The following is a 25,876-nucleotide window of genomic DNA, read 5'->3' as shown; positions in this document are numbered from 1 at the left end:
GGGCCGGGCCCCGGGACAGGCGGACATCGGCGCGTCGATTGACGTGTTCCGTTAAATGACTGGCGGGTGAGAACTCAGCAGTCGTAAGTTACGGGCGCCGCTTGAGCCACTTACATCTTCGGGGGATACAGATGGCGTCCGCTGCCGCCGTGAAACGGGCCGTACGAGAGAGCGTCTCGGGGTTGCCCCGGGAGTTCTGGTGGCTGTGGACCAGCACCCTGGTCAACCGGATGGGCGCCTTCGTCGCCACCTTCATGGCGCTCTACCTGACCCTGGACCGCGGCTACTCCGCCTCGTACGCCGGCCTGGTCGCCGCGCTGCACGGTTTGGGCGGGGTGATCTCCTCGCTGGGGGCGGGGGTGATGACCGACCGGATGGGCCGGCGGCCCACGATGCTGATCGCCCAGTCCTCGACCGCCGTCTCGGTGGCGGTGCTGGGCTTCATGGAGCATCCGGTGGCGATCGCCGCGGTCGCCTTCCTGGTCGGCATGGCGTCCAACGCCTCGCGGCCCGCCGTGCAGGCGATGATGGCCGACATCGTGCCGCCTTCAGACCGGGTGCGCGCCTTCTCCCTCAACTACTGGGCGATCAACCTCGGCTTCGCCATCTCCTCGACGGCCGCGGGCTTCATCGCGGAGTACAGCTACCAGGCGGGCTTCATCGGCGAGGCCGTGATGACCATGCTCTGCGCGGTGCTGGTCTTCGCCAAGATCCCCGAGTCCCGCCCGCAGCAGGATCCGGCCGCGGCCGGGAAGGACGGCAAGAGCGGTGAGAGCGGTGAGAGCGGGCAGACCGAGCAGATCGGGCTGGGCACGGTGCTGCGGGACAGCCGGTTCATGGGCGTGGTGGGGCTGTCGTTCCTGATCGCGCTGATCTTCCAGCAGGGCTCGGTGGCGCTGCCGATCGCGATGGGCGGCGAGGGCTTCTCCAGCGCGGACTTCGGCCTGGTGGCCGCGGTCAACGGCGTACTGATCGTCGCCCTGCAGATCCCGGTGACCCGCTTCATCGAGCACCGCGACGCCCAGCGGCTGCTGGTGGTCTCCGCCCTGCTCGCCGGGTACGGCTTCGGGCTCACCGCCTTCGCCGGGTCGCTGGGCGCGTACGCGCTGACCGTCTGCGTCTGGACGCTGGCCGAGATCGTCAACTCCCCCACCCAGATGAGCCTGGTGGTCCGGCTGTCCCCGACGCACGGCCGGGGCCGCTACCAGGGCATGTACACGATGTCCTGGTCGGTGGCGGCGCTGGCCGCGCCGCTGATGTCCGGTCAGATCATCGACCACTTCGGCGCCGGCTGGCTGTGGGCCAGCTCCGCGGCGGTGGGCACGGTGGCCGCGGCCGGGTACTGGCTGCTGATGCGCGGCCTGGCCGAGGAGCCGGCGCCGGAGCCCGCCGCCCCGGAGCAGCGGGACCGGGAGCAGCGGGACCTGGCGCCGATGGACGCGGAACCGGTGGACGCGGCGCCCGCGGACCCGGCACCGATGGACGCGGACGGGATGGCGGCCGCGGGCGGGCGCTGACGGGTCATCCGCCTGCCGGCCGGCAGGCGGAAGCCGCGGTCAGTCGGTGGATTCGCGGGTCAGGTGGGCGAAGGCTTCGAGATTGCGGGTGGACTCGCCGCGCGACGTCCGCCAGGCGTACTCCTTGCGGATCGCCGTCGCGAAGCCCAGCTCCAGCAGGGTGTTGAAGCTGCCGTCGGCGTTCTCCAGCACGGTGCCGAGCAGCCGGTCCAGCTCCTCGGGGGTGACCGCGGCCAGCGGCAGGCGGCCCACCAGGTAGATGTCGCCGAGCTGGTCGATGGCGTAACTGACGCCGTACAGCCGGGTGTTGCGCTCCAGCAGCCAGCGGTGCACGGCTTCGTGGTTCTCGTCGGGCTGCCGGATCACGAAGGCGTTGACCGACAGCGAGTGCTTGCCGACCCGCAGCGCGCAGGTGGTGGAGAGTTTCCGGGTGCCGGGCAGCTTCACCACGTAGTTGCCGTCGTTCGGCGTCTCCCACTCCAGCCCGGCGTCCCGAAGGGTCTGCTCGATGATCGTCCCGGCGTCTGCGTCACCCATGACCATGAGCTGATCGTAGGCGACGACGGGCCGACATCGCGGCTTGGTAGACCTCCGCCGTGGCGGCGGCCGCGGTGTCCCAGCCGAAGCGCTGCGCGTGCCGGGCGGCGGCGGCACCCATCCGGTCCACCAGATCCTCCCCCGGGCCGGGGGCGAAGCGGCGCAGCACCCGGGCGTAGTCGGCCGGGTTGTGGCCCTGCACCAGGAAGCCGCTCTCGCCGTCCGCCACGGCCACCGGCAGACCGCCGACCGCGGCGGCCACCACCGGCGTGCCGCTGGCCTGGGCCTCGATCGCGACCAGCCCGAAGGATTCGCTGTACGAGGGCATGACCAGCACGGACGCCGCGCGGTACCAGTCGGCGAGCTGGTCCTGGCCGACCGGCGGCCGGAAGCGCACCACGTCGGCGATGCCGAGCCGCGCGGCGAGCTTCTGCAGCCCCTCCGGCTTGGCCAGCCCGGTGCCGCTGGGGCCGCCGACCACCGGCACCACCAGGCGCGAGCGGAGCGCGGGCTCCTCCTCCAGCATGATCGCGACCGCGCGGAGCAGGATGTCCGGGGCCTTGAGCGGCTGGATGCGGCCCGCGAAGAGCGGTATCAGCGCGTCCGCCGGCAGCCCGAGGCGGGCCCGGGCGGCGGCCCGGCCGTCGGCGCGCGTGAAGCGGTCGAGGTTGACGCCCGGATGGACGACGGCGACCTTGCCGGGGTCGGCCTCGTAGTGCCGGACCAGCTCGCCGGCCTCCTCGGCGGTGTTGGCGATCAGCCGGTCGGCCGCCCGGACGATCTGCATCTCGCCGATGACCCGGGCCGCGGGCTCGGGGGTGTCGCCGTCCGCGAGCGCGGCGTTCTTGACCTTGGCCATGGTGTGCATGGCGTGCACCAGCGGCACGCCCCAGCGCTCGGCCGCCAGCCAGCCGACGTGCCCGGAGAGCCAGTAGTGGGAGTGCACGAGGTCGTAGTAGCCGGGGCGCTGGCCCGCCCATGCCTGCATCACGCCGTGGGTGAAGGCACACAGCTGGGCGGGCAGCTCCTCCTTGGCCAGGCCCTCGTACGGGCCGGCGTCGACGTGCCGGACCAGGACCCCGGGCGCCAGCTCGACCGAGGAGGCCAGGCCCCCGGTGGTGGCGCGGGTGAAGATCTCCACCTCGATGCCCTGATGGGCGAGGCGCTTGGCGAGCTCGACGATGTAGACGTTCATACCGCCGGCGTCACCGGTGCCGGGCTGGTGGAGCGGCGAGGTGTGCACGCTGAGCATCGCGATCCGGCGCGGCTGCCGGCCGGACCGCCACCGCGGCCGCTGATGCGCCGGGGCGCCGGCCGTGCCGCGGCCCCGCAGAGGGCCGAGCCGGGCTATGTACTGGCTCACCGCCTGATACCTCCATACCGGCCCGCGACCTTCGAACTGCTCTCAAGCGGTCAACACGGAACATGGCGTTCACATTTCCGCTTTGCCAAAGCGTGACGTAACGCTCACGGCCGGCACTCCTTCGCGGCGCCGCTCCACAACGGCGCTGCTTTACAGTCGAGCGCATGCCCGCCGCACGCATTCCCTCGCCGAGACGCCCGATGGGCCCGGCGACCCGCCCCATAGGGTCGGCGACGCGCGGCACCACCAACCCGAACCGGCTGCGCCGCATGGACCGCTGGATCGCCGCGGTGCACGGCGGCGCCCTGCGGTCGGCGCCGGTCGCGGTCGACCTCGGCTACGGCGCCGCCCCGTGGACCGCCGTCGAGCTGCTGGAGCGGCTGCGGACGGTGGGAGACGGCATCCGCGTCGTCGGCGTCGAGATAGACCCGGCCCGGGTCGCCGCCGCGCGGCCGTACGAGCGGGAGGGCCTGGCCTTCGCACACGGCGGCTTCGAGGTGCCGCTGCCCGCCGGCCACGGCACCAGCCCCGGGCTGATACGCGCGGCCAATGTGCTGCGGCAGTACGACGAGGAGGAGGTCGTCGCGGTCTGGCGGCGGCTGTGCGACCGGCTGGCGCCGGGCGGCCTGCTGGTCGAGGGCACCTGCGACGAGATAGGCCGCCGCCATGTCTGGGTCGCGCTCGACGCCGACGGCCCGCGGACCGTCACCTTCGCCGCGCGCCTGGGCTCCCTGGACCGCCCCTCCGATCTCGCCGAGCGGCTGCCGAAGGCCCTCATACACCGCAATGTGCCGGGCGAGCCGGTGCACGCCTTCCTCCGCGACTTCGACCGCGCCTGGGCGGCGGCCGCCCCGTACGCGGGGCTGAGCGCCCGCCAGCGCTGGATCCGCAGCTGCGCGGCGCTCCGCGCGGACTGGCCGCTCGCCGACGGCCCCCGCCGCTGGCGCCAGGGCGAGGTCACGGTGGCCTGGGAGGCGCTGGCCCCCCGCGCCGCGCTGCTCTGACCGCCAGCGCAGGCCCAGGCCCCTGGTCGCGGCGCGCTGATCGTCGGCTCAGGCACAGGCCCCCGGTCACGGCGCGCTGATCGTCGGCTCAGGCCCCAGTCAGCTCAGATCCAGGCCCCCGGGCGCGGCGCTCGCCGCCGCCATCCGCGTGTCCGGGCGTCCCAGGCGGGCCAGCTCGCGCAGGGCCGCCGCCGTGGCCGAGCCGCGCTCCGCCGTGTACGTGCAGAGCAGCTGCCCGCCGTCGGTCGGGAACCGGAGCGCCTCGTAGGTCACCACGAGCTCCCCCACCACCGGGTTCATGATCCGCTTGATGCCGTGGGTCCGCTCGTTGACCGCCTGGGCCTCCCAGTGCCGCCGGAAGTCCGCGCTGCCCTCCAGCAGCTCGCAGATCCTCCGGCAGAGCAGCTGCGGATTGCGGCCCGCCTCGGCCCGCAGGCTGGCCACCGTCTCCTCGGCGAGCTGCTCCCAGTCCGGGTGCAGCGTCTTCGCCTCGGGGTGCAGGAACACCAGCCGCGCCGCGTTCCGCTCCTGCTCCGGGATGGCCGCCAGATCGAACGAGACCAGCCCGCCGAGCCGGTTCCAGGCCAGGATGTCCATCCCGGGCCCGTAGACGAAGGCCGGCACGGTGTCGTCGAGCGCGTCGAGCAGCTGACGCACCTGGGGGCGTACCCGCGGCCGCAGCAGCTCCGCCTGGCCCGCCCGCTCGCCCCGCCGACGGGGCTGGGAGACGTTGCGCAGGTAGGTGTGCTCGGCGTCGGACATGCGCAGCGCCCGCGCCACGGCGTCCAGGACCGAGTCCGAGATGCCGTTCGCCCGGCCCTGCTCGATCCGGGTGTAGTAGTCGACGCTGATTCCGGCGAGCTGGGCGACCTCCTCGCGGCGCAGCCCCCGCACCCGCCGCCGGACGAGCCCCTCGGGCAGTCCGACCGCGGCCGGGTCGAGCGCCGCGCGGCGCGCCTTCAGGAACGGGGTGATCTCGGGTTCCGAATTGCCCATCGGTCCATTATCGGCCCAGGGGGCCTCCGGCGGGTCTCCGCGGCGACCCGCCGGAGGCCCGCCAGGCGAAGGGGGGTCTGCCGGACCCAGGCTGAGCCGGGCCTGTCCCGGCCTCTGCCCGCCGGGAAAGGTGGAACACGTAACGGACACCAACCCCGCCCACCCACAGACCCCACAGACGCGGAGACGGATCACACCATGCAGCGCAGGATCCTCGGCGGCACCGGCATCTCGGTCAGCGAATTCGCCCTCGGCGCGATGATGTTCGGCGCCTGGGCCAACAGCGACCACGACGACGCGGTGCGGATCATCCACCACGCCATCGACTCGGGCATCAACTTCATCGACACCGCCGACATCTACTCGGCCGGGGAGTCGGAGGAGATCGTCGGCAAGGCGCTCAAGGGCCGCCGCGAGGACGTGGTCCTTGCGACCAAGGCGCACGGCTCGATGGGCGACGACCCCAACCACTCCGGCAACTCGCGCCGCTGGATCACCCGCGAGATCGAGAACAGCCTGCGCCGTCTGGGCACCGACCACATCGACCTCTACCAGATCCACCGGCCCGACCCGGACACGGACATCGACGAGACCCTGTCGGTCCTCTCCGACCTGGTGCGCGCCGGAAAGGTGCGGGCCGTCGGCAGCTCCACCTTCCCCGCCGAGCAGATCGTCGAGGCGCAGTGGGTGTCCGAGCGGCGCGGCCATGTCCGGTTCCGCTCCGAGCAGCCGCCGTACTCGATGCTGGCGCGCGGCGCGGAGGCGGCGGTGCTGCCGACCGCGCAGAAGTACGGCATGGGCGTGCTGACCTGGGGGCCGCTGTCCGCGGGCTGGCTGTCGGGCCGCTACACCAAGGCGTCCGACATCGATCTGTCGGGCGGCCGTACGGCGCTGGAGCGCCACAAGTTCGACCCCGCGCTGCCGGAGAACGCGCGGAAGCTGGAGGCGGTCGGTGCGCTGAGCAAGCTCGCCGAGGAGGCCGGGCTCTCGCTGCCGCACCTGGCGACCGCGTTCGTGCGGTCGCACCCGGCCGTCACCTCGGTGATCATCGGCCCGCGCACCCACGAGCAGCTGACCGACCTGCTGGCCGGTGCGGACACGGTGCTGAGCGAGGACGTGCTGGACCGGATCGACGAGATCGTGCCGCCGGGCACCGACCTGAACCGGGCGGACAGCTACTACCTGCCGCCGGCGCTGGCCGACAAGAAGCTGCGCCGCCGGTAGGCATGCGGCCCGCGCCGAGCCGCCGGTGACCCGCCGGTGACGCCGCCACCGGTGGCTCAGGAGGCGTGCAGGGCCTCCAGCAGCGCGTCGACGAGCCGCCGGTCGTGGTCGTGGGTGAGGACGCGGCGGGCGGCGGCGGGCGGCAGCCACACCATGCGGTCCACCTCCTTGTTGGGCAGGAACCCGCCACCGGTGGCCTCGGCCGCCCAGTAGCGGACCTGCTTGGGGCGCCCGTCGACCAGGTACCGGACGGTGGGCAACTCCGGCCCCGGCGCACAGGTCATGCCGGTCTCCTCCAGCACCTCGCGCACGGCGCCCTCCCGGGCGTCCTCGCGGCGCTTGAGCTTGCCCTTCGGCAGGGACCAGTCGTCCCACTTGGGCCGGTGGACCAAGGCGAGCTCGATCCCCTCGCCGGTGGCGGAGCGCCGCCACAGGGCGCACCCCGCCGCGAGGACGGGCCGCGCCGCCGCGCCGGCCCGCGGTCCGCCCCGGCCGGCGTCTCCGCCCGGCGCGCCCGCCTGCCGCGCGTCCCGGCCCGCGTTTCCGTTCCGGCCCGCGTCCATAGCCGCCGTCACGCCCCGCCGGCGGTGTGGAGCCGGTGCCAGATGCGGCCGAAGGCGAAGCGCGCCGCCTCCACCTCGTGGCGCTGGTCGGCATGGAGCACCCCCAGGGCGTACGCGGTGGCCGGGGCGATGCGCGGGGTGCGGGCGGCGGCCGCGGCGGCGGCCGCCGCTTCGGCCGCGTCCCGGTGCCGCTCCAGCGCCTGGGCCGCGGCGAGCAGTCGCACCGACAGCGATGGTTCGGTCTCCAGCAGCCCGTCCGACCCGGCGGGCTGCCCCTCGTCGATCACCTCCAGGGCGTACCGCCGCATCCGCACCAGCAGCCGGACCTGATGCCAGGGCGCGTCCTGCTGCTCGCTGGCGGGCGGGGCGTCCGCGGCCGGGGTGGCGGCCAGCCCGTGCACCAGCGCCTCGGCGTTGTACGGGTGTCCGGCGCGGCCCAGCGGCAGCGCCTGCACGGCCTCCACCAACCGCCGGTGGGCCAGCTCCGCGAGCGGCGGCAGCGCCTGTCCGGCGGGGCGCGCGGCGGCGGCCGGGTCCAGCACCACCTCGGAGGCGAGCAGCGCGACGGCGTCGGCCACGGCGTGGAAGCGGGAGGAGCCGAGGGCTTGCAGGGCGGCGGTGTGGGCGCGGGTCCGGGCGAGCGTGAGCTGGCGCTCCAGCAGGGCCCCGGCCCGGGCCGCCCCCACGGTGAGCGCGCCGGGGCGCGGTGCCTCGCGTCCCGCGGCGCGCGCCGGACCGCCCGGCCGCGCCTCCCGCCCGCTCTGCCGCGCCTCCCGCCCGCTCTGCCGGGCCTCTCGGCCGGACCGGGCGCCGCCCGGCTCCGGCTCGGCGCCGTTGCCGCCCCGGCCGGTGGGCCCGGCGGACGTGCCGGGCGCTGTCAGCTCGGTGACCCTGGCGCCGCGCCGCGCGGTGGGGGCCAGGCCGCCGGCCGGCTGGTCCACCGGGTCGTCGGCGGTGAGCGAGACGCCGCGCCGGGCGGCCCGGCCGGTGTGCCGCGCGGCGGAGACGGATGCGCGCCCGGCGGCAGGCCCGGCAGCGGCCACGGCCGGGCGGGCGCCGCCGCCCCGGCCGCTGCCGGGGGCCGGGGCCGTGTCCATGTCCTGCCCGGCGGCGTCCGGGCGGCCCGGATCGGTGCCCTGGCCCGCCGGGTTCGCCGGATCGGCCGGCCCGCCACGGGCGTCCGCCGTCGCGCCGGACGGCCGGCGCGGATCCCCGTCCGGAGCGCCCGAAGCCGTGCCCTGGCGGACCCGGTCTGCCGGGGCGGCCGGACCGGGCAGGTCGGCCGGAATCCCACGGCCCGCCGCGTCCGCGCCCAGGCCGCCGTCGGCCGGGGCACCGGCGCCCCGAGGGCCGGCTGCCGCACCGGACGGCCGGCCCGGCTCGGCGTCCGGGCCGTTCAGCCGGGACCGGCTGTCGGGGCGGTCCAAGCGGTCGGCACGGTCCGGGTCATCCCAGCGGTCCGGGTCGTCCCAGCGGTCCAGGCGGTCCGGATCCGGCGAGTCCGGATGGGCGGCGGTCGCGCCGGAGAGCCGGTGCAGCGCGCCCCGCAGCCGGGACAGCCGGCCCGCGTAGGCGTGCTCGCGGGCGAGGGTGCCGGACAGCCAGATCAGTTCGGTACGGAGCTGGTCCGCCCAGGCCGTGTCGGTGAGCGGGCGGTAGACGTGCAGCGCGCCGCTGATCCGGCGGGCCGAGCGGCGGAGCTGCCGGACCGCTTCCGCGGCCTCCTCGACATCCGCCCCGCTCTCCTGGTGCAGCCGCAGGCTGCGCAGGAAATCACCGGCCTGCGCGTGCAGATAGCGGGCCAGCACCTCGCCCGCCGTCGCGTCGCCCGGCGGCGCGGCCCCCGTCGCGTCCGTCATGACCTCCGAAGGGGCCTGGGCCAGGGCTGGGCCGCCGGCCGTGGTGCCCGTCGCGTGTTCCGTCATGTCGTTCCCCCCGGTGCCGAGAACGCCGGCCGGCGCGCTGCCGTCCGACGGCGGCCCGGCCGTCCCCGTCCCGGTAACTCCGGCCGGCGGCAGGTCATGTCGTCGAACCACGCCGGCGCCTCCGGGCGTCGATGAGCATTTCTTGTACGTTCCGCAGCGGCTGCCCGTCGGCGTCCGTCGCACGCCGGGTCCATTCGCCGTCCGGGCCCAGGTGCCAGGAGGCGGTCGAGTCCGACATTCCGGCCTCGAGGAGTCGGCTGAGCGAAGCGCGGTGGGCCGGGTCGGCGACGCGGACCAGCGCCTCGATCCGGCGGTCCAGGTTGCGGTGCATCATGTCGGCGCTGCCGAGCCACACCTCGGGTTCGCCACCGTTCCCGAACGCGAAGACTCGCGAGTGCTCCAGGAAACGGCCGAGCACGCTCCGCACCCGTATGTTCTCCGAGAGGCCGGACACGCCCGGTCGCAGCGCGCAGATGCCGCGCACCCACACGTCGACCGGCACGCCCGCCCGCGAGGCGCGGTACAGCGCGTCGATGACGGCCTCGTCGACCATCGAGTTGACCTTGATCCGGACGTAGGCGGGGCGGCCGGCGCGGTGGTGGGTGATCTCCTTGTTGATCCGGGAGATCAGCCCGTCGCGCAGCGACTTCGGCGCGACCAGCAACCGCCGGTAGGTCTCCCGGCGCGAGTATCCGCTGAGCCGGTTGAACAGGTCGGACAGGTCGGCGCCGACCTCCGGATCGGCGGTCAGCAGGCCCAGGTCCTCGTACAGCCGCGCGGTCTTGGGGTGGTAGTTGCCGGTGCCGACGTGCGAGTAGCGGCGCAGCGTGCCGCCCTCCTGGCGGACCACCAGGGACAGCTTGCAGTGCGTCTTCAGCCCGACCAGGCCGTAGACGACGTGGCAGCCGGCCTCCTCCAGCTTGCGCGCCCAGCTGATGTTGGCCTGCTCGTCGAAGCGGGCCTTGATCTCCACCAGCACCAGCACCTGCTTGCCGGATTCGGCGGCGTCGATGAGCGCGTCCACGATCGGCGACTTGCCCGAGGTCCGGTAGAGCGTCTGCTTGATCGCCAGCACGTCCGGGTCGGCGGCGGCCTGCTCCAAGAACGCCTGGACGGAGGTGGAGAAGGAGTCGTACGGGTGGTGCAGCAGCACGTCCCGTTCGCGCAGCGCGGCGAAGATGTCCGGCGGCGAGGCGGACTCCACCTCGGCCAGGTCCCGGTGGGTGCCGGCGACGAACTTGGGGTACTTCAGCTCCGGCCGGTCCTGGGCGGCGACGCCGAAGAGGCCGGTGAGGTCCAGCGGGCCGGGCAGCGGGTAGACCTCGGCATCGGAGATCTTCAGCTCGCGGATGAGCAGGTCGAGCACGTACCGGTCGATGGACTCCTCGACCTCCAGCCGCACCGGCGGCCCGAAGCGGCGCCGCAGCAGCTCCTTCTCCAGCGCCTGGAGGAGGTTCTCCGCGTCGTCCTCCTCGACCTCCAGGTCCTCGTTGCGGGTGACCCGGAACATGTGGTGCGCCAGCACCTCCATACCGGGGAAGAGCTCCTCCAGGTGCGCCGCGATCACGTCCTCCAGCGGCACATAGCGCCCGGGGGACGCCTCCAGGAACCGCGAGAGCAGCGGCGGAACCTTCACACGCGCGAAGTGATCGTGCCCGCTGACCGGGTTGCGGACGACCACGGCGAGGTTGAGCGAGAGCCCCGAGATGTACGGGAAGGGGTGCGCGGGGTCCACCGCCAGCGGCGTGAGGACCGGGAAGATCTGCTGCCGGAAGAGGGTGAAGAGGCGGGACTGCTCCTTCTCGGTCAGGTCCGGCCAGCGGATCAGGTGGATGCCCTGCTCGGCCAGCTCTGGGGCGACGTCCTGCTGGAAGCAGGCGGCATGCCGGGCCATGAGCTCCCGGGACCGGGTCCAGATCAGGTCCAGCACCTCACGGGGCTGCAGCCCGGAGGCGGAGCGGGTGGCCACACCGGTGGCGATGCGCCGCTTGAGACCGGCCACCCGGACCATGAAGAACTCGTCGAGGTTGCTGGCGAAGATCGCCAGGAAGTTGGCCCGCTCCAGCAGCGGGGTCGTCGGGTCCTCGGCCAGCTCCAGCACCCGCTCGTTGAACGCCAGCCAGCTGCGCTCCCGGTCCAGGAAGCGGCCCTGGGGCAGCTCGGCATCCGCCTCGGCACCGTCGCCCCCGTGGTAGGAGTCCAGGTCGCCGTCGAGGTCCGGGTCGAGCTCGCTGACCGGCGGCGCGGCGACGGCGTTCGGCCGGTGCGCCGCGATCGAGCCGACCGAGGGCTGCGGCTTCGGCTCGGCCTGGGCCGACTGCGGCTGCGCCTGGGCGTCTGCCTGCGGGTGGGACTGCGAGCGGGTGGGCGCCGGACCACTGGGCTGGTTCATGACCTCATTCTTCCGCGCCCCGGGCAGGTCAGGCGCGCCGGAAGTAGGCGCCGGAGCGACTTGGAGTCTCCGGTGCTGGGGCTTGGGCACAGCGGGCTGCATTCAGCGATGCTCGCAACCAAGATTGAATCGCCGGTAACGGCGACATGGCGCGTAGGAAATCGGGGCGCATCCCCCGGGATGCGTGATCACTGAGCGTGGTCCCGGGGGCACGGATGAGTCGGGGGCGCCACCGGGGCATCTCCTCGCGCGGCGAAGCCACCAGCCGGTTCGCGGAGTGAAGGTCGATTGCTTCGCCGCGCTGCGGGGAGTGCCCCGGCCCCGGCACGCCCCCTTCCGCCGGTGGACCAGCACCCGACCAACCCACCGGCGGCGCCAAGGCTCACGGCCCCTCGCCGGGAGGCGCTCAGCTCTCCGTGCGGTACATCAGATCCACCTCGTGGGTGGTGAACCCCATCCCCTCGTACACGGCCACCGCGGCCGTGTTGTCGGCGTCCACGTAGAGCATCGCGGTGGGCAGGCCCAGCCCCTCCAGGTGGCGCAGGCCGATCGCGGTGAGCCCCTTGCCCAGGCCGCCGCCCTGCGCGTCCGGCCGCACCCCGAGCACGTACACCTCGCCGAGCCGCTCCTCCTGGTGGACCTTGGTCCAGTGGAAGCCGATCAGCTCGCCGGCCCGCTCCGCGAGGAAGAACCCCTTCGGGTCGAACCACGGTTCGGCCTTGCGGTCGTCCAGGTCCCGCTGGGTCAGTGAGCCTTGTTCGGGGTGGTGGGCGAAGGCCGCGGCGTTGACGGCCAGCCAGGCCGCGTCGTCGACACCGGGCCGGAAGGTCCGCACCGTCACCCCGTCCGGGAGCACCGGCTCCGGGAGGGCGGGCAGCGCCGGGTCGACCAGCGGGCGGCGCATCTGCCGCAGTTCGCGGAAGAGCGACATGCCCAGCACCTGCGCCAGGTGCCGGGCCGCCGGGTGGCCGCCGTGCGCCCACAGCCGCAGCCGCCTGCCGGATTCGCGGAGCAGCGTGCTGCCCAGGGCCCGCCCGTGCCCGCGCCCCCGGTGGGCCGGGTGGACCACGAGTTCGGCCGCCGGGGCCTCCACCGGATCGGTGTCCTCCAGCTGGCCGTAGCCGAGGAGTTCGCCCATCCGGTCGGTGACCAGCAGATGCCGCACCCCTTCCCGCCGCCCCCGCAGCTGCAGCCGCCCCTGCTCCGAGACGGCCGGCTGTCCGTCGGTGCGCGCGGCTTCCGCGATCAGGTCCAGCACCCGTCGCGCCTGCTCGGGCGTCAGCTCGTCCAGGACCTCGATGCGCCCGCCGCCGACCGGGTCGTTCACCACGTCACTCATGAACCCGAGCCTAGGCCAGGTATGCGCAACCAGGTCGTAACCTCGACCCCCCTGCCCGGCTACGCGCGTTGACCGTAAGCTTCCGCCGTCGTCCGACCAGCACACAAAAAGGGGAAACCATGCCAGCAAGACCGGACCGGCGACGAACAGCACGTCGAGCAAGCCGTTCGATCGCGGGAGTGGCGGTGCTGGCCGCGACCGCCGGCGTGCTCGTCGCCGCGATACCGGCGGGCGCCAACGCGGCCAACACCGCAGGTGACAGCGGTGCTTCGGGCCAGCGCTACTACCCGGGCCGGACCGTGGACGTGCAGCTGCTGTCCTTCAACGACCTGCACGGCAACCTCCAGCCGCCGCAGGGCTCCTCCGGGACCGTCAGCGAGCTCCAGCCGGACGGCACCACCAAGTCAATACCGGCCGGCGGTGTCGAATATCTCGCCACCTCGCTGCGGAAGGCGCGCGAGGGCCACCCGTACTCCATCACCGCCGCCGGCGGCGACATGATCGGCGCCAGCCCGCTGGTGTCCGGCCTCTTCCACGACGAGCCGACCATCGAGGCGCTCAACAAGCTCGACCTGGACGTCACCTCGGTGGGCAACCACGAGTTCGACGAGGGCGCCAAGGAACTCGCCCGGATGCAGAACGGCGGCTGCCACCCCAAGGACGGCTGCTTCGAGGAGGGCAAGACCTTCCCCGGCGCCGACTTCCCCTACCTCGCGGCCAACGTGACCGACGAGAAGACCGGCAAGCCCATCCTCAAGCCCTACACCGTGTGGAAGCACAAGGGCGTGAAGATCGGCTTCATCGGGGTCACCCTGGAGGGCACCCCGGACGTCGTCAACGCGGAGGGCATCAAGGGCCTGAAGTTCCACGACGAGGTCGAGACGATCAACAAGTACGCCAAGGTGCTCAACCGCCAGGGCGTGAAGTCGATCGTCGCCCTCATCCACGAGGGCGGTATGCCCGCCTCCTCCTCGTACAACTACAACTGCGACAGCCCGGGCGCCGGTGACGGCATCTCCGGCCCGATCGTGGACATCGCCAAGAAGGTGACCCCCAAGGTCGACGCGCTGGTGACCGGCCACACCCACCAGGCGTACGCGTGCACCATCCCGGACCCGTCCGGCACGCCGCGCACCGTCACCTCGGCCGCCTCCTTCGGCCGCCTGTACACCGACACCACCCTCACCTACGACCGCCGTACCGGCGACATCGTGCGGACCAGCGTGAAGTCCGCCAACCACGTGGTGCACCGCGAGCAGCCCAAGGCCGCCGACATGACCGCGCTCATCGAGCGCTGGAACGCGATCGCCGCGCCGGTCGCCAACCGTCCCGTCGGCTACGTCTCGGCGGAGATCAAGGGCCGCGGCTCCGAGGCGTACGAGTCGCCGCTCGGTGACGTCATCACCGACGCCCAGCTGGAGGCGCTCGCCCCGGCCGACAAGGGCGGCGCCCAGCTGGCCCTGATGAACCCGGGCGGCATCCGCTCCGACCTGGCCTACAAGGCGTCGGGCGGTGAGGGCGACGGGGTGGTGACCTACGGCGAGGCGTTCACCGTCCAGCCGTTCACCAACATGATGACCACCTTGGACCTCACCGGCGAGCAGCTGCTCACCGTGCTGCGCCAGCAGGTCAGCGGCGCCAACCAGGCCCAGCCGAAGATCCTTCAGGTGTCCAAGGGCTTCACCTACACCCTGGACCTGACGAAGACCGGCGCGGACCGGATCGTCGCGGACTCGGTGAAGCTGAACGGTGCGCCGCTCGACCCGGCGAAGACCTACCGCGTCGCGATGAACGAGTTCCTCGCGGGCGGCGGCGACGGCTTCCCGGCCATCAAGGAGGGCAAGAACAAGCAGGTCGGCGCCTCCGACCTGGACGCCTTCCTCGGCTACCTGGGCGCGCACTCCTCGCCCCAGTCCCCGCTGGCCCCGCCGGCGGCGGACCGCATCACCATCGTGAAGTAAGCGCGACGTAGCGCTGTACGGCTCGCCGGAGGGCCGGGGCTTCGAGGGGGACACTCCCTCAGCCCCGGCCCTTCGGTTTCAGCCCCGGCCCTCCGGGTCTTTCAGTTCCGGTTCAGCGTGCGGGTGACTCCGGCGACCAGCGCGGTGGTGAGCATCCAGCCCAGGGCGATCAGGGCGTAGGACAGGGTCTGCGGGCCGCCGCTCGCGAAGTGCCAGGCCCCGCGCTGGCCGAGTCCGCCGATGGGGATCAGCAGGTCGAGGGTGTAGACGAAGGCGTTGAACGGCGGCCCTTCGCCGGGCTTGTTCGGGACCGGGGAGGCGGTGCGGAAGACCAGGGTGCCGAGCAGGGTCAGCGCGATCAGCCAGATTCCGGCCAACCAGGGCCGGTAGCCGTAGCCGACGGTGCCGTCGAGGAGCCGGCCCCACGCCCGCCCGGCCGGGTGCAGCGTCCGGCGGCGGTGCCGCTGCTTGGCCAGCAGCACCCGGCGGGCCTCGTCGTCATGGCCGAGCCGCCGGTAGCAGCTCGCCAGCTGCTCGTAGGGCTGCGGGTGGTAGCGCGGGCTGTGCCGCACCCAGCGCAGCCGCCGGGCCACGTCGTCCCGGAAGGAGGCATCCGCGCTCTCGAACCGCGCCGAGCCGTAGGAGAAGCCCTCCAGCTCCAGGACGTCCGGCCAGGTGTCCTCGGTGTCCTGGTACCAGCTGACCTGTGCGCTGCGCAGGTCCACCGCCCCGGACGGCCGCTCGCCGAGGGCCAGATCGAGGTCCTCGCAGCGCATCCCTATGCACACCAGCGCCTTCTCCGGGGCGCGCAGCCGGGCTCCTTCGAAGGTCACCAGATCGGCGATCTGCGCACTGCGCAGCCGCACCGTTCCCGGCGCGGTGAAGCCGTCCGAACACCGCACGATCGACCCCGTCGCGTTCTCCAGCAGGAGCGTGAGCCCGTCGGTCTCGCCGAGCCGGGCCCCCGCCAGGTACAGCCCGCCGGGCAACTGCGCGCCCCGCAGCCGCACCCCGCCGTCGGTATCCAGCCCCTTGGCGAAGAGCGCGCCACCCATGACCAGCCCGCCCGCGAAGACGGACCACCGGCCGGGGGTCCGCATCGTCGCGCGGCTGATGATCAGCTCCCCCGCGATATGCGCGTTGACCAGCGACAGACCGAAACCGTCCAGGGTGGACCGGGCCAGGTCCAGGTGGCCCTCGACACGGGCCAGCCCGCCGTTGAGGCCGGGGAGCCGGCTGCCGGAGATCCGGACCGTCCGTGTCGAGGCCCCGTAGAGGCTCACCTTCTCCTCGAGGCGGCACTCCTTGAGCCAGACCGTGTGCGTGATCTCCGCTCCGGCGAGGTCGAGCGCGCCGGTGATCCGCGCCCCGGCCAGCCGCAGCGCCGCGACGGCCCCGGCGGCTGTCGCGTTCGCGCCCAGCAGCAGCGCGGTGACGACCTCGGCCCGCACGGTGCGCTCCGGCCCCCACTCCGCGCCGCGGGAGGGGTCGTCCTCCTCGGCCACCCGGGTGCGGAGATCGATCCAGCGGCCGGTGGGGAAGGCGTCCCACATCTCCCGCTCGACAGGCGTCAGTTCGTCATAGGAGACCACCCGGGAAGGGTAGAGGGACACCCCCGCACGACAGCCGACCGCACCACGGCCAACTGCAGGACCGCCCACCGCACCACGGCCGGTCCCGGGGAGTGTTCGGGACCGGCCGTGGTGTCTCGCGCGTCATGGCCTCGCGCGTCATGGCGACGGAACCAATCCTGACGCTCGGATCACATGCCGCGGTTCCCGGCAGACCGCCGATCACCCCTTCGGGCGGAAGCGCGGCGCGGAACGTTTGGCTCCGGCGCCGTCCGTCACATTTCCTCCTCCTCCGCCCAGGGCTCGGACTCCGGGCGCGGGGCCGGCGCGTCTTCCGGATCCTGGTCGCGGTCGCGCTGGCCGCCGAGGTGGACCAGCCGGTCCACCGTCTCCGGGATGCGGCGGGTCACCTCACGCCCCTGCGGGTGCGGACTGCGCTGGGTCTGCTGGGAGTTGTGTCCCGAGTCGCCCCCGTCGTTGGTCTGCATGACGTACGGGACCCCGACCGGGACTCCGGGCGGGGCGTCGAAGAGGGCGCCGGCCTGGGCCGGAGTGGCCACACCGAGTGCGGCCGCGGTGAGGATGAAGGTGGCAGGAATACGGTTCATGCCCCCACCAACGACTTTGTCAGGGGTGCGTCACGTCACCCGAAGGGCGGCGGGTAGGCCCCCGAAGCGGCGGTGGCCTGCCCCGTTGGGGCGGCGACCGGGCCGGACTCCGGGCAGCTGAACGGGGAGGTGACTCCGGTGGAGGAACGGCTTGAACCCCATGCCGTCCGCCACATGACCGACGGTAAAACTTGCGTTCGGGGCAAGGGCGCGTGTGGGATGACGCGATGCGATCCCCCACACGCATGTCTTCACCCCGCGACAGCTCCAGGCCCCGCACGCACCGCCGCGGGCGCCGACGCGCCGGGCACGGTCCCCCCGCCCAGGGCGAGCCCGGACCGCTGGAGGCGACCGCGATACCGACGGACACGGCGCCCGCGGACACGGCGCTGATGGACGCGGCCCCGGCGGACACCACGCCACTGGAGGTCATCGCGCCGCTTGAGGTGACGCCCCCGCAGCACCCGGCCGCCCCACTCGGCCCCGTCGCACCGCTCGACCCCACCACCGCGGTCATGCCGCTCGCCCCCACCACCGTGGCCGTACCGCTCGCCCCGGACGCTCCCGCCCCCTCGGCGATGGAGCTCGATCCGCGTCCGCGCCCTCGCAATCCGTACGAGGAGCTGGCCGAGCTGGCCGATCCGTACGACCCCGAGGACCCTCTCGGCCTCGGGCTCAAGGCGGACGACGACGGCGACGGGTACGGCGGCGAGGACGACGAACCCTGGTCGCCGCCGAACCACCGGCGGACCAAGCGCGGCCGCCGCCGGCCGCTGTCCGGGGTCTCGCTGATGCTCAAGCTGGTGATCGCGGCCGCCGCCGGCATCGTCATCCTGGTCCTGGCCGACCGCTGCGCCGTGATGTACGCGGAGGCGCAGGCCGAGAAGCGGCTGCAGCGCCAGCTCGGGCTGACCACCGCGCCGCAGGTGGAGATCCGCGGGTTCCCCTTCCTCACCCAGGTGCTGGACCGGCGGCTGGAGCGGGTGGACATCACCATTCCGGACGTGGCCGCCGATCGGGTCTCGCTCGCCGAAGTGCGGGCCGGCGCCCGGGACATCCGGCTCACCGGCAGCCTGCCCGACTCCGTCACCGGGGCCGTGGTCGGCGAGGTGCGGGGCGAGGTGCTGCTCGCCTTCGACGACCTCAACCGCGAGCTGGGCGCCTCGCAGGTGACGTTCAGTCCGCTGGACGACCACTCGGTGCGCGCCGCCGGGCAGATGACGGTCGCCGGTCAGCAGGTGCGGGTGAACGCCCGGGCGCGCATCCGGCGCGACGGCGACCGCGGCATCTCCACCAACGTCAGCGGCATGCGGCTGGACATCCCCGGTATCGCCACCTACCGGCCGGGCCGGCACGCGGGCCTGCGGCTGCACCGGGAGACCGCGACACGCATCAGCAAGGACGCCGAGAAGGCGAAGGCGATGCTGTCGGTGCCGTCGCTGGCGCGGCGGCTGGGCGTGCCGGACGAGGCCGCGCGGCAGGCGCGGGGAAGCGACGCCCGGCTGCACGAGATCACCGGCTCGCCGCGCTTCGTCGAAGCGCTCACGAAGGTCAATCTGGTGGACGCGGTCACCGAGCACCCCTGGCTGCTGGACCGGATCGGCGTCGACCCCAAGCTGGCGGCGGCGCTGACCGCGCTGAAGCCGCCGGAGCTGGCGGAGCGGCTGTCGTTCTCCTTCCAGCTGCCGAAGAAGGCGGGCCCGCTGCGGCTGCGTCACATCACGGTGGACCGGGAGGGCATCCGCGCGGACCTCTCCGGCGTCGACCTGGCCTACGGAAAGAAGCGGCACGGCTAGAAGGTGTGGTCCACGGCCCCGGCAGTGGGGTCTACGACCCCGGCGGTGGGGTCGCGGCGCCCGGCAGCACGACGCGGGCGAGGGTCCCACCGCCCGGTGCCGGGTGGAGGGAGATCTCGCCGCCCGCACCCCGCACCGTGCGGGCCGCGATGGACAGGCCCAGCCCCGAGCCGGGCAGGCTGCGCGCGGACGGGGAGCGCCAGAAGCGCTCGAAGACGTGCGGGAGTTCCTCGGCGGGGATGCCGGGGCCGTGGTCCCGGACGGTGAACTCGCCGTCCTTCAGCGCCACCTCCACCGCCCCGCCCGGCGGGCTGAACTTCACCGCGTTGTCCAGCAGGTTGACCAGCGCCCGTTCCAGCGCCGCGGGCTCGGCCCGCGCGTACCACGGCTGGAGCGCCGCCTCGATCGTCACCTCGGCGCCCCGCAGCCGGGCCCGGTCCAGCGCCGACTCCGCCACCTGGTGCACGCCGACGACCTGGAGCGGGCCGCTGCCGGGCGGCGCGTCCGGCCGGGCCAGCTCCTGGAGGTCGCCGATCAGCGCGGCCAGTTCGGTCATCTGGGCGGTGAGGCCGGCCAGCAGCGCCCGGCGGTCCTCGGGCGGCAGCGGGCGGCCGGTCTCCTCGCTGCGGACCAGCAGCTCGATGTTGGTCCGCAGCGAGGTCAGGGGGGTGCGCAGCTCGTGCCCGGCGTCCGCGATCAGCTGCTGCTGCCGGTCGCGGGAGGAGGCGAGCGCGGCGGCCATGGAGTTGAAGGACCGGGACAGCCGGGCGATCTCGTCCTCGCCCTCCACCGGGATGCGCACCGCGAGGTCCTCGGTGCGGGCCACGTGTTCCACCGCGCCGGTGAGCCGGTCCACCGGCCGCAGTCCGGCCCGGGCGATCCCCAGGCCCGCGGTGGCTGCGCCGAGCACGCCGATGCCGGAGACCACCAGCATCACCAGGGCGAGGGTGTTCAGCGGGTCGGTGACCTCCTCCAGCGGGCGGGAGACGGAGACGGTCGGGCCGGCGCCGGGGAAGGAGAAGGTGTAGACGCGGACGGGTGTGCCGTCCCGGGTGGTGCCGTCATGGGTGCTCTCGCCCAGCTGCCCGGTGGCCACCGCGATGTCCTCGTCGGTGACGTTCACCGCGTGCGAGCCGGGGGCGACGCAGGCGGTGCCGTCCGGCAGCACGAGCTGTACGTCGGAGGCGCCCGGGCTCAGGCCGTCCTCGGCCCGCGATTCGGGCCGGCAGTCGCTCTGCGTCTCGGCGAGCCGGCGTACCGAGATCTGGTTGACGTCCTGGAGTTTGGCGTCCAGCGCGCTGATCAGACGGTCGCGGGTGACGAGCCAGCAGGCGAGCGCGGAGGCGGCGACCGCGACGGCCACCGCAAGCGTGGTGAGCAGCGCCAGCCGGGAGCGCAGCGGCAGCCGCCGCAGCCTGCGCGTCACCGGGTTCATGGTGCCGTCCCGTCCTCGGCCCGCAGCACGTAACCCACCCCGCGGACGGTGTGGACGAGGCGGGGTTCGCCGCCGGCCTCGGTCTTGCGCCGCAGGTACATCACATAGACGTCGAGCGAGTTGGAGGCCGGTTCGAAGTCGAAGCCCCAGACGGCCTTGAGGATCTGCTCCCGGGTCAGCACCTGGCGGGGATGGGCCAGGAACATCTCCAACAGGGTGAACTCGGTGCGGGTGAGCTCCACCCGCCGGTCGCCCCGGGTCACCTCCCGGGTGGCCAGGTCCATCCGCAGATCGGCGAAGGACATCACCCGGCCGGCGGGCTCCTCGCCGCCGGCGGCCACCGCGGCGTAGGAGCTGCGGCGGAGCAGGGCGCGGATCCGGGCCAGCAGTTCGTCCAGCTCGAACGGTTTCACCAGGTAGTCGTCGGCGCCCGCGTCCAGGCCGGTGACCCGGTCGCCGACGGTGTCCCGCGCGGTGAGCATCAAGATGGGCACCGTCACCCCGGCGGCGCGCAGCCGCCGGGCGGCGGTCAGCCCGTCCATCCGGGGCATCAGCACGTCGAGCACGATCAGTTCGGGGTCGCAGCGGCCGGTCCGCTCCAGCGCGTCGAGACCGTCGACGGCGGTCTCGGTGCGGTAGCCCTCGAAGTCCAGGCTGCGCCGGAGCGCCTCGCGGACGGCCGGCTCGTCGTCGACGATCAGGATGCGGGCGGCCCTCGGCCGCGGGTCGCCGTGGTCGGCGGGGCTCATCGATACCTACCTCGGGTCACTCGGGCGTCGCCCGCCAGCCTGGCACGGGCGGCCGGTCCGGCTCACGGACGGTCAGCCTGACACGGACGGTCGACCGGGCCGGGGCGGCCGGTCCGGCAGGGACGGTCGGCCAGCCGGGGCGGCCGGTCCGGCCCGGAAGGTCAGTCGCCGGAGCGGAGCTTGCCGAGGTCGGAGGTGACGGTGTCGATCGGTATCGAGAAGCCGAGGCCGACGCTGCCCGCGCCGCCCGGTGCCTGGCCGGAGCCCGGTGCGTACATCGCCGAGTTGATGCCGATGACCTCGCCCCGCATGTTGATCAGGGCGCCGCCGGAGTTCCCGGGGTTGAGCGAGGCGTCGGTCTGGATGGCCTTGTAGGTGGTTTTCGAGGAGCCGACGTCCCCGTTGTACCGGCCGCCGCCGAACTCGAAGGGCCACTCGTCGCGGCCCGCCCCGCCCTGGCTCTCGTCGGTCGAGACGGTCACGTCCCGGTCCAGCGCGGAGACGATGCCGCTGGTGACCGTGCCGGTCAGGCCCTCGGGGGAGCCGATGGCCACCACCTGGTCGCCGACCCGCACGCTGTCCGAGTCGCCGAGGGTCGCCGCCTTCAGGCCCTTCGCGCCCTGGACGCGGATGAGCGCGAGGTCCTTGCCCGGATCGGCGCCCACCACCGACGCGGTCTTCTCGCTGCCGTCGCTGAACCGGACCGTGATGGTGCTCGCGCCCGCGATCACGTGGTTGTTGGTGATGATCTCGCCGTCGCCGGTGATGATGACGCCGGAGCCGGTGGATCCGCCGCCGCCGGAGGCCGCCTTGATCTCCACGATGCTGGGGCTGACCGCCTTCGCGACGGCGGCGACCCCGCCGCCGCTCGCGCTGGTGTTGACCACCGGGGTGGCCGCGGCCCGGTCGCCGTCCGGTTCGGTGGCGTTGCCGACCAGCGCGGCCGCCCCGCCGCCGAGTACCGCCGAGACGAGGGCGACCGCGGCCAGCAGCACCGCTCCGCGCCTGCGGCCGCGCCCGCCCGGCGCGGCATGCGCGGGCCCTTGCGGGGCGGGCGGGAGCCCTTGCGGGGCAGGCGCGGGCCCTTGCGGGGCAGGCGCGGGCCCTTGCGGGGCAGGCGGGACGGGAGGATACGGCCCGGGCGGGATGGGGACGTACGGCTGCGGGGTGGGGGTCCCCTGGGGGCCCTCGGACGCGGGCCGGAAGAAGGCGTCAAAGCCGCCGCTGCGGCGCGGGTTGTCCGTCATGCGTCCGACTGTGCTCAGCGCGCATGAGAATTGTCTGAGTGCCTACTGAGAAGCCCGACAGAAGTGGGTATGCCCGGGATAAGGACCGGGCCGCTCACTCACATCCGCAGGAGCGGCGCACCACCAGCGCGGAGGGGAACTGCCGCAGCCGCTCGCGCCGGGAGCCGACCGCCCGCAGCCCGTCGTCCAGCACCAGGTCGACCGCGGCGCGCGCCATCGCGGGCCGGTCGGAGCCGACCGTGGTCAGCGGCGGGTCGGTCAGGGCGGCTTCCTTCACGTCGTCGAAGCCCGCGACCGCCAGCTCGCCGGGCACGTCGATGCGCAGCTCGCGGGCGGCCCGCAGCACGCCGATCGCCTGGTCGTCGGTGGCGCAGAAGATCGCCGGCGGGCGGTCGGGGCCGGAGAGCAGCCGGAGCGCGACCCGGTAGGCGTCGTAACGGTTGTAAGGGGCCTGGAAGAGGCGGCCTTCGGTGGGCCGTCCGGCCTCCATCATCGCCCGGCGCCAGCCCTCGACGTGGTCGGTGACCGGGTCACCCACGGTCGGGGTGACCTCGGTGCCACCGATACAGGCGACGTACGCGTGGCCGTGCTCCAGCAGGTGGCGCACCGCGAGCTGGGCGCCACCGACGTCGTCGAGCACCACCGCGACGTCGTCGATCGCCTCGGGCCGCTCGTGCATCAGCACGACTCGGGCGTCCCAGGCTTCGATCTCGGCGGCGGCGTTCTCGCTGAGGCCCTGACTGATGAGGATCAGCCCGGAGACCCGCATTCCGAGGAAGGCGCGCAGGTAGTGCACCTCGCGCTCGTCGAGGTAGTCGGAGTTGCCGACCAGGACCATCTTTCCGCGCTCGGCGGCGGCCCGCTCCACGGCGTGCGCCATCTCGCCGAAGAACGGCTGCCGGGCGTCCGGCACGATCAGGCCTATGAGGTCGGTGCGGCGGCTCGCCATCGCTTGCGCGACCCGGTCCGGCCGGTAGCCGAGCTCCTTGATCGCTGCGAGTACCCGCTCGCGCGTGGCCGGGGCGACCGGCCTTGGTCCATTGTTGATGACATAGCTGACGACCGCGGTCGAAGTCCCCGCCAGCCTCGCCACATCGTCACGCGTCACCTTGGCCACGCGCGGCAGTCTACGCGGGTCCATCTACCTCTTGACCGGTCGTTCGGCGGCGACTTTGTCACTCTCCGTACGCATCGCGTCCGGCCGCACACTCTCCGCATCCTCGCGGGTGCCGACGGACCGCTCGGCGGCCCGGGCGGCGGCCTTCGCCTTGGCTTCCCCGGCGGCCCGGTCCGCCTTCTCCGGGGTGACGAATCGGTAGCCGACGTTCCGCACGGTGCCGATCAAGGACTCGTGCTCCGGGCCCAGTTTGGCCCGCAGCCGCCTGACGTGGACGTCGACGGTGCGGGTGCCGCCGAAGTAGTCGTAGCCCCACACCTCCTGGAGCAGCTGGGCGCGGGTGAAGACCCGGCCGGGGTGCTGCGCCAGATACTTCAGCAGTTCGAATTCCTTGAAGGTCAGGTCCAGCACCCGGCCCTTGAGCTTGGCGCTGTACGTCGCCTCGTCCACCGAGAGATCGCCGTTGCGGATCTCCATCGGGCTGTCGTCCGAGCCGATCTGCTGACGGCCCATGGCCAGGCGCAGCCGGGCCTCGACCTCCGCCGGGCCGGCGGTGTCCAGCAGCACGTCGTCGATGCCCCAGTCCGCGGTGACGGCGGCCAGGCCGCCCTCGGTCACCACCAGGATCAGCGGGCAGCCGGGGCCGGTGGACCGCAGCAGCTGGCACAGGCTGCGCACCTGCGGCAGATCGCGGCGGCCGTCGATGAGGATCACGTCGGCGCCGGGGGTGTCCACCAGGGCGGGCCCCTCGGCCGGGGCGACCCGCACGCTGTGCAGCAGCAGCCCGAGCGCCGGAAGCACCTCCGCCGACGGCTGGAGGGCGTTGGTCAGCAGCAGCAACGAGCTCATCGCCGACCCCCCGCCTCGACCGTGATCGCCCCGAGCGCGATCGACCGGACCGTGACCGCCGTGATCGCCCCGATCGTGACTGCCTGCGTCTGGAGCCCGCGGCCCCGCACGCGCTGCGGCATCTTCAGCTCGCCTGATTTGCCCATGACGTCGGTTCCTCCTCGGTCCCTGCCAGAGGGAGGTTGCGGCACTGCTTCGTACGGTTTGCGGCTCCGCGCCCTGGAGCGCGCCTGCGCTCAAACGCGCAATGCGCGCCTGAAAGCACAAAAGGACCCGGGGGCTGCTTTGCCCGGATCCTCTGCCCAGCAGAATAGCCCACATGACACGCGGATCAGAGGCCGAATCTGCACGTCGTCGTGTTTCGCCGGTCACGTGCGGCGCCCGCAAAGTGACCCTGCTCACCGAGGACCGGACCCCGATCGACGCGGTGTACACCCCGGGCGCGGACGCCGCCCGGGCTTCTGCCGAGCAGCCCGCCATCGTGCTGGCGCATGGCTTCAGCGGCGCCCTGGAGCGGCCCGCGCTGCGGCGGGCGGCGCGCGAACTGGGGCGCGGCGCCGCCGTGATCACCTTCTCCTTCCGAGGTCACGGCCGATCCGGCGGGCGGTCCACGGTCGGCGACCGGGAGGTGCTGGACCTCGCCGCGGCCGTCCGCTGGGCGCGTGAGCTGGGCCACCGGCGGGTGGTGACGGTCGGCTTCTCGATGGGCGGCTCGGTGGTGCTGCGGCACGCCGCGCTGTTCCGGGAGGCCGCCGGAGCTCTCCATGGGACTGCCGAGATTCAGCCGCTCGGGTCGCAGCCGAGCGGAGGGGACGGACAGGAGCGCACTGGGAAGCACCAGAGGCGTGAGGGGCGCATGGGCGCACACACCGATGCAGTCGTCGCCGTGAGCGCCCCCGCCCGCTGGTTCTACCGGGGGACCGCGCCTATGCGGCGACTGCACTGGGTGGTAATGCGTCCCACCGGCCGACTGGTAGGCCGCTACGGCATGGGGATCCGGATCGCCCGGAAGCACTGGGACCCGGTGCCGCTGTCGCCGGTCGCCGCGGTGCCGATGATCGCCCCCACCCCGCTGCTGATCGTGCACGGCGACCAGGACCCGTACTTTCCGCTGGACCATCCGCGGATGCTGGCCCGGGCGGGTGACCCGTCCTCCACTCAGCTGTGGATCGAGCGCGGCTTCGGCCACGCGGAGAACGCCGCCTCGCCGGAGCTGCTGACCCGCATCGGCGACTGGGCCGCCGCCCACGTCTGAGCCCGCCGCAGGCTCCACCGCCCCGCTGGGGGTCCCCCCGGACGGAGGCCGGGGGAGGCATCGTCCGCCCCCTGTCACCCGCCATCATGGAGGCGGTAACCGCCGAGGCGGACGACATGGGAAAGGGGTCGCGATGGTGATCAGCGACACAACGGACCGGCCCGCCGGCACCATCCGGTACTGGGCCGCCGCGAAGGCCGCGGCCGGCACCGCCGAGGAGCCGTACGCCGCCGCCACCCTCGCCGAGGCCCTGGACGCCGCCCGGCAGCGGCACACCGAGCGACCGGAGTTCGCCCGGGTGCTGCTGCGCTGCTCCTTCCTGGTCGACGGCGAGCCGGTCGGCAAGCGCGACCATTCGACGGTTCCATTGGCCGAGGGCGGCACGGTCGAGGTGCTCCCGCCGTTCGCAGGAGGGTGACCCCCAACCG

General features: G+C 73.5%; 21 protein-coding genes and 1 pseudogene. 7 read left to right on the top strand and 15 right to left on the bottom strand.

What is annotated here, in order from left to right; genetic code table 11:
• Positions 1 to 131 precede the first annotated feature (131 nt).
• Positions 132 to 1,517: an MDR family MFS transporter gene (locus AC4BDD_RS16245; protein WP_490686155.1), complete on the top strand. Its 1,386-nt coding sequence runs from the start codon at positions 132 to 134 to the stop codon at positions 1,515 to 1,517.
• 39 nt (positions 1,518 to 1,556) lie between these two features.
• On the opposite strand, the gene AC4BDD_RS16240 is transcribed toward AC4BDD_RS16245, so the two are convergent.
• A complete protein-coding gene (locus AC4BDD_RS16240; protein ID WP_490686154.1) occupies positions 1,557 to 2,054 on the bottom strand; it encodes a type III secretion system chaperone family protein in 498 nt (165 codons plus the stop codon).
• The gene (gene mshA, locus AC4BDD_RS16235) at positions 2,047 to 3,417 is read right to left on the bottom strand and encodes a D-inositol-3-phosphate glycosyltransferase (RefSeq protein ID WP_490686153.1); all 1,371 of its coding nucleotides are present in this window, start codon (positions 3,415 to 3,417) and stop codon (positions 2,047 to 2,049) included. The genes AC4BDD_RS16240 and mshA overlap by 8 nt, the downstream gene beginning before the upstream one ends.
• A gap of 164 nt (positions 3,418 to 3,581) precedes the next feature.
• Between mshA and AC4BDD_RS16230 the strand changes: the two genes are divergently transcribed.
• The gene (locus AC4BDD_RS16230) at positions 3,582 to 4,421 is read left to right on the top strand and encodes a class I SAM-dependent methyltransferase (RefSeq protein WP_490686152.1); all 840 of its coding nucleotides are present in this window, start codon (positions 3,582 to 3,584) and stop codon (positions 4,419 to 4,421) included.
• Positions 4,422 to 4,520: 99 nt separating this feature from the next.
• Here the strand turns inward: AC4BDD_RS16230 and AC4BDD_RS16225 are convergent, their stop codons facing one another.
• Positions 4,521 to 5,417 (bottom strand): helix-turn-helix domain-containing protein, encoded by an 897-nt coding sequence (locus AC4BDD_RS16225; protein ID WP_490686151.1) that lies wholly within the window; start codon positions 5,415 to 5,417, stop codon positions 4,521 to 4,523.
• Between the two features lie 198 nt (positions 5,418 to 5,615).
• Here AC4BDD_RS16225 and AC4BDD_RS16220 point away from each other — a divergent pair, with 198 nt between their 5' ends.
• Positions 5,616 to 6,641, top strand: coding sequence for an aldo/keto reductase (locus AC4BDD_RS16220; RefSeq protein WP_490686150.1), 1,026 nt, complete (start codon positions 5,616 to 5,618; stop codon positions 6,639 to 6,641).
• Positions 6,642 to 6,697: 56 nt separating this feature from the next.
• On the opposite strand, the gene AC4BDD_RS16215 is transcribed toward AC4BDD_RS16220, so the two are convergent.
• The 5 genes and pseudogenes from AC4BDD_RS16215 to mshD all read right to left on the bottom strand — a co-directional run bounded on the left by AC4BDD_RS16215 (position 6,698) and on the right by mshD (position 12,860).
• Entirely contained in the window at positions 6,698 to 7,204 is a 507-nt protein-coding gene (locus tag AC4BDD_RS16215; RefSeq protein WP_490686149.1) for an NUDIX hydrolase, read from the bottom strand.
• 8 nt (positions 7,205 to 7,212) lie between these two features.
• A complete protein-coding gene (locus AC4BDD_RS16210; protein ID WP_490691794.1) occupies positions 7,213 to 8,301 on the bottom strand; it encodes a CHAD domain-containing protein in 1,089 nt (362 codons plus the stop codon).
• Between the two features lie 477 nt (positions 8,302 to 8,778).
• A pseudogene (locus AC4BDD_RS16205) lies at positions 8,779 to 9,063 on the bottom strand (CHAD domain-containing protein); the annotation flags it as partial.
• A gap of 160 nt (positions 9,064 to 9,223) precedes the next feature.
• Entirely contained in the window at positions 9,224 to 11,521 is a 2,298-nt protein-coding gene (locus AC4BDD_RS16200) for an RNA degradosome polyphosphate kinase (RefSeq protein ID WP_490686148.1), read from the bottom strand.
• 406 nt (positions 11,522 to 11,927) lie between these two features.
• On the bottom strand, positions 11,928 to 12,860 hold the full coding sequence (gene mshD, locus AC4BDD_RS16195; RefSeq protein WP_490686147.1) for a mycothiol synthase: 933 nt from the start codon (positions 12,858 to 12,860) through the stop codon (positions 11,928 to 11,930).
• 119 nt (positions 12,861 to 12,979) lie between these two features.
• Here mshD and AC4BDD_RS16190 point away from each other — a divergent pair, with 119 nt between their 5' ends.
• A complete protein-coding gene (locus AC4BDD_RS16190; protein ID WP_490686146.1) occupies positions 12,980 to 14,821 on the top strand; it encodes a bifunctional metallophosphatase/5'-nucleotidase in 1,842 nt (613 codons plus the stop codon).
• A gap of 101 nt (positions 14,822 to 14,922) precedes the next feature.
• Here AC4BDD_RS16190 and AC4BDD_RS16185 read toward each other — a convergent pair whose 3' ends face one another.
• Together AC4BDD_RS16185 and AC4BDD_RS16180 are read right to left on the bottom strand one after the other, a co-directional pair.
• Positions 14,923 to 16,413, bottom strand: a complete 1,491-nt coding sequence (locus tag AC4BDD_RS16185) for an oxidoreductase (protein WP_490686145.1) — start codon at positions 16,411 to 16,413, stop codon at positions 14,923 to 14,925.
• 254 nt (positions 16,414 to 16,667) lie between these two features.
• Positions 16,668 to 17,000, bottom strand: coding sequence for a hypothetical protein (locus AC4BDD_RS16180; protein WP_490686144.1), 333 nt, complete (start codon positions 16,998 to 17,000; stop codon positions 16,668 to 16,670).
• Positions 17,001 to 17,245: 245 nt separating this feature from the next.
• Here AC4BDD_RS16180 and AC4BDD_RS16175 point away from each other — a divergent pair, with 245 nt between their 5' ends.
• Positions 17,246 to 18,796 carry an LmeA family phospholipid-binding protein gene (locus AC4BDD_RS16175; protein WP_490686143.1) on the top strand — a complete coding sequence of 517 codons (1,551 nt, stop codon included), beginning with the start codon at positions 17,246 to 17,248 and terminating at the stop codon, positions 18,794 to 18,796.
• 31 nt (positions 18,797 to 18,827) lie between these two features.
• Here AC4BDD_RS16175 and AC4BDD_RS16170 read toward each other — a convergent pair whose 3' ends face one another.
• From AC4BDD_RS16170 to AC4BDD_RS16150, 5 genes are all read right to left on the bottom strand, one after another.
• Complete coding sequence (locus AC4BDD_RS16170; RefSeq protein WP_490686142.1) at positions 18,828 to 20,231, bottom strand: sensor histidine kinase; 1,404 nt, start codon at positions 20,229 to 20,231, stop codon at positions 18,828 to 18,830.
• Positions 20,228 to 20,980, bottom strand: a complete 753-nt coding sequence (locus AC4BDD_RS16165; protein WP_490686141.1) for a response regulator transcription factor — start codon at positions 20,978 to 20,980, stop codon at positions 20,228 to 20,230. Before AC4BDD_RS16165 ends, AC4BDD_RS16170 begins: the two co-directional genes overlap by 4 nt.
• A 161-nt stretch (positions 20,981 to 21,141) precedes the next feature.
• Positions 21,142 to 22,227 carry a S1C family serine protease gene (locus tag AC4BDD_RS16160; RefSeq protein ID WP_490686140.1) on the bottom strand — a complete coding sequence of 362 codons (1,086 nt, stop codon included), beginning with the start codon at positions 22,225 to 22,227 and terminating at the stop codon, positions 21,142 to 21,144.
• A gap of 94 nt (positions 22,228 to 22,321) precedes the next feature.
• Positions 22,322 to 23,344 carry a LacI family DNA-binding transcriptional regulator gene (locus tag AC4BDD_RS16155; RefSeq protein WP_490686139.1) on the bottom strand — a complete coding sequence of 341 codons (1,023 nt, stop codon included), beginning with the start codon at positions 23,342 to 23,344 and terminating at the stop codon, positions 22,322 to 22,324.
• Positions 23,345 to 23,368: 24 nt separating this feature from the next.
• Complete coding sequence (locus AC4BDD_RS16150) at positions 23,369 to 24,193, bottom strand: response regulator transcription factor (protein ID WP_490686138.1); 825 nt, start codon at positions 24,191 to 24,193, stop codon at positions 23,369 to 23,371.
• A 319-nt stretch (positions 24,194 to 24,512) separates the two neighbouring features.
• Here AC4BDD_RS16150 and AC4BDD_RS16145 point away from each other — a divergent pair, with 319 nt between their 5' ends.
• Both AC4BDD_RS16145 and AC4BDD_RS16140 read left to right on the top strand, forming a co-directional pair.
• Positions 24,513 to 25,448 carry an alpha/beta hydrolase gene (locus AC4BDD_RS16145; protein ID WP_490686137.1) on the top strand — a complete coding sequence of 312 codons (936 nt, stop codon included), beginning with the start codon at positions 24,513 to 24,515 and terminating at the stop codon, positions 25,446 to 25,448.
• A 133-nt stretch (positions 25,449 to 25,581) separates the two neighbouring features.
• Positions 25,582 to 25,866 carry a MoaD/ThiS family protein gene (locus AC4BDD_RS16140; protein WP_490686136.1) on the top strand — a complete coding sequence of 95 codons (285 nt, stop codon included), beginning with the start codon at positions 25,582 to 25,584 and terminating at the stop codon, positions 25,864 to 25,866.
• The last annotated feature ends 10 nt before the right edge of the window (positions 25,867 to 25,876 follow it).

The sequence above is a fragment of the Streptomyces sp. JLBT605 genome (assembly GCF_058215555.1).
This window is presented reverse-complemented; position numbering and strand designations above follow the sequence as displayed.

What these genes read in the sequence shown, in the direction of transcription:
- AC4BDD_RS16245 (WP_490686155.1), top strand. Translation starts at nt 132, where the DNA reads ATGGCGTCCGCTGCCGCCGTGAAACGGGCCGTACGAGAGAGCGTCTCG.
- AC4BDD_RS16240 (WP_490686154.1), bottom strand. Translation starts at nt 2,054, where the DNA reads ATGGGTGACGCAGACGCCGGGACGATCATCGAGCAGACCCTTCGGGAC.
- AC4BDD_RS16230 (WP_490686152.1), top strand. Translation starts at nt 3,582, where the DNA reads ATGCCCGCCGCACGCATTCCCTCGCCGAGACGCCCGATGGGCCCGGCG.
- AC4BDD_RS16225 (WP_490686151.1), bottom strand. Translation starts at nt 5,417, where the DNA reads ATGGGCAATTCGGAACCCGAGATCACCCCGTTCCTGAAGGCGCGCCGC.
- AC4BDD_RS16220 (WP_490686150.1), top strand. Translation starts at nt 5,616, where the DNA reads ATGCAGCGCAGGATCCTCGGCGGCACCGGCATCTCGGTCAGCGAATTC.
- AC4BDD_RS16215 (WP_490686149.1), bottom strand. Translation starts at nt 7,204, where the DNA reads ATGGACGCGGGCCGGAACGGAAACGCGGGCCGGGACGCGCGGCAGGCG.
- AC4BDD_RS16210 (WP_490691794.1), bottom strand. Translation starts at nt 8,301, where the DNA reads ATGGACACGGCCCCGGCCCCCGGCAGCGGCCGGGGCGGCGGCGCCCGC.
- AC4BDD_RS16200 (WP_490686148.1), bottom strand. Translation starts at nt 11,521, where the DNA reads ATGAACCAGCCCAGTGGTCCGGCGCCCACCCGCTCGCAGTCCCACCCG.
- mshD (WP_490686147.1), bottom strand. Translation starts at nt 12,860, where the DNA reads ATGAGTGACGTGGTGAACGACCCGGTCGGCGGCGGGCGCATCGAGGTC.
- AC4BDD_RS16190 (WP_490686146.1), top strand. Translation starts at nt 12,980, where the DNA reads ATGCCAGCAAGACCGGACCGGCGACGAACAGCACGTCGAGCAAGCCGT.
- AC4BDD_RS16180 (WP_490686144.1), bottom strand. Translation starts at nt 17,000, where the DNA reads ATGAACCGTATTCCTGCCACCTTCATCCTCACCGCGGCCGCACTCGGT.
- AC4BDD_RS16175 (WP_490686143.1), top strand. Translation starts at nt 17,246, where the DNA reads ATGTCTTCACCCCGCGACAGCTCCAGGCCCCGCACGCACCGCCGCGGG.
- AC4BDD_RS16170 (WP_490686142.1), bottom strand. Translation starts at nt 20,231, where the DNA reads ATGAACCCGGTGACGCGCAGGCTGCGGCGGCTGCCGCTGCGCTCCCGG.
- AC4BDD_RS16165 (WP_490686141.1), bottom strand. Translation starts at nt 20,980, where the DNA reads ATGAGCCCCGCCGACCACGGCGACCCGCGGCCGAGGGCCGCCCGCATC.
- AC4BDD_RS16160 (WP_490686140.1), bottom strand. Translation starts at nt 22,227, where the DNA reads ATGACGGACAACCCGCGCCGCAGCGGCGGCTTTGACGCCTTCTTCCGG.
- AC4BDD_RS16150 (WP_490686138.1), bottom strand. Translation starts at nt 24,193, where the DNA reads ATGAGCTCGTTGCTGCTGCTGACCAACGCCCTCCAGCCGTCGGCGGAG.
- AC4BDD_RS16145 (WP_490686137.1), top strand. Translation starts at nt 24,513, where the DNA reads ATGACACGCGGATCAGAGGCCGAATCTGCACGTCGTCGTGTTTCGCCG.
- AC4BDD_RS16140 (WP_490686136.1), top strand. Translation starts at nt 25,582, where the DNA reads ATGGTGATCAGCGACACAACGGACCGGCCCGCCGGCACCATCCGGTAC.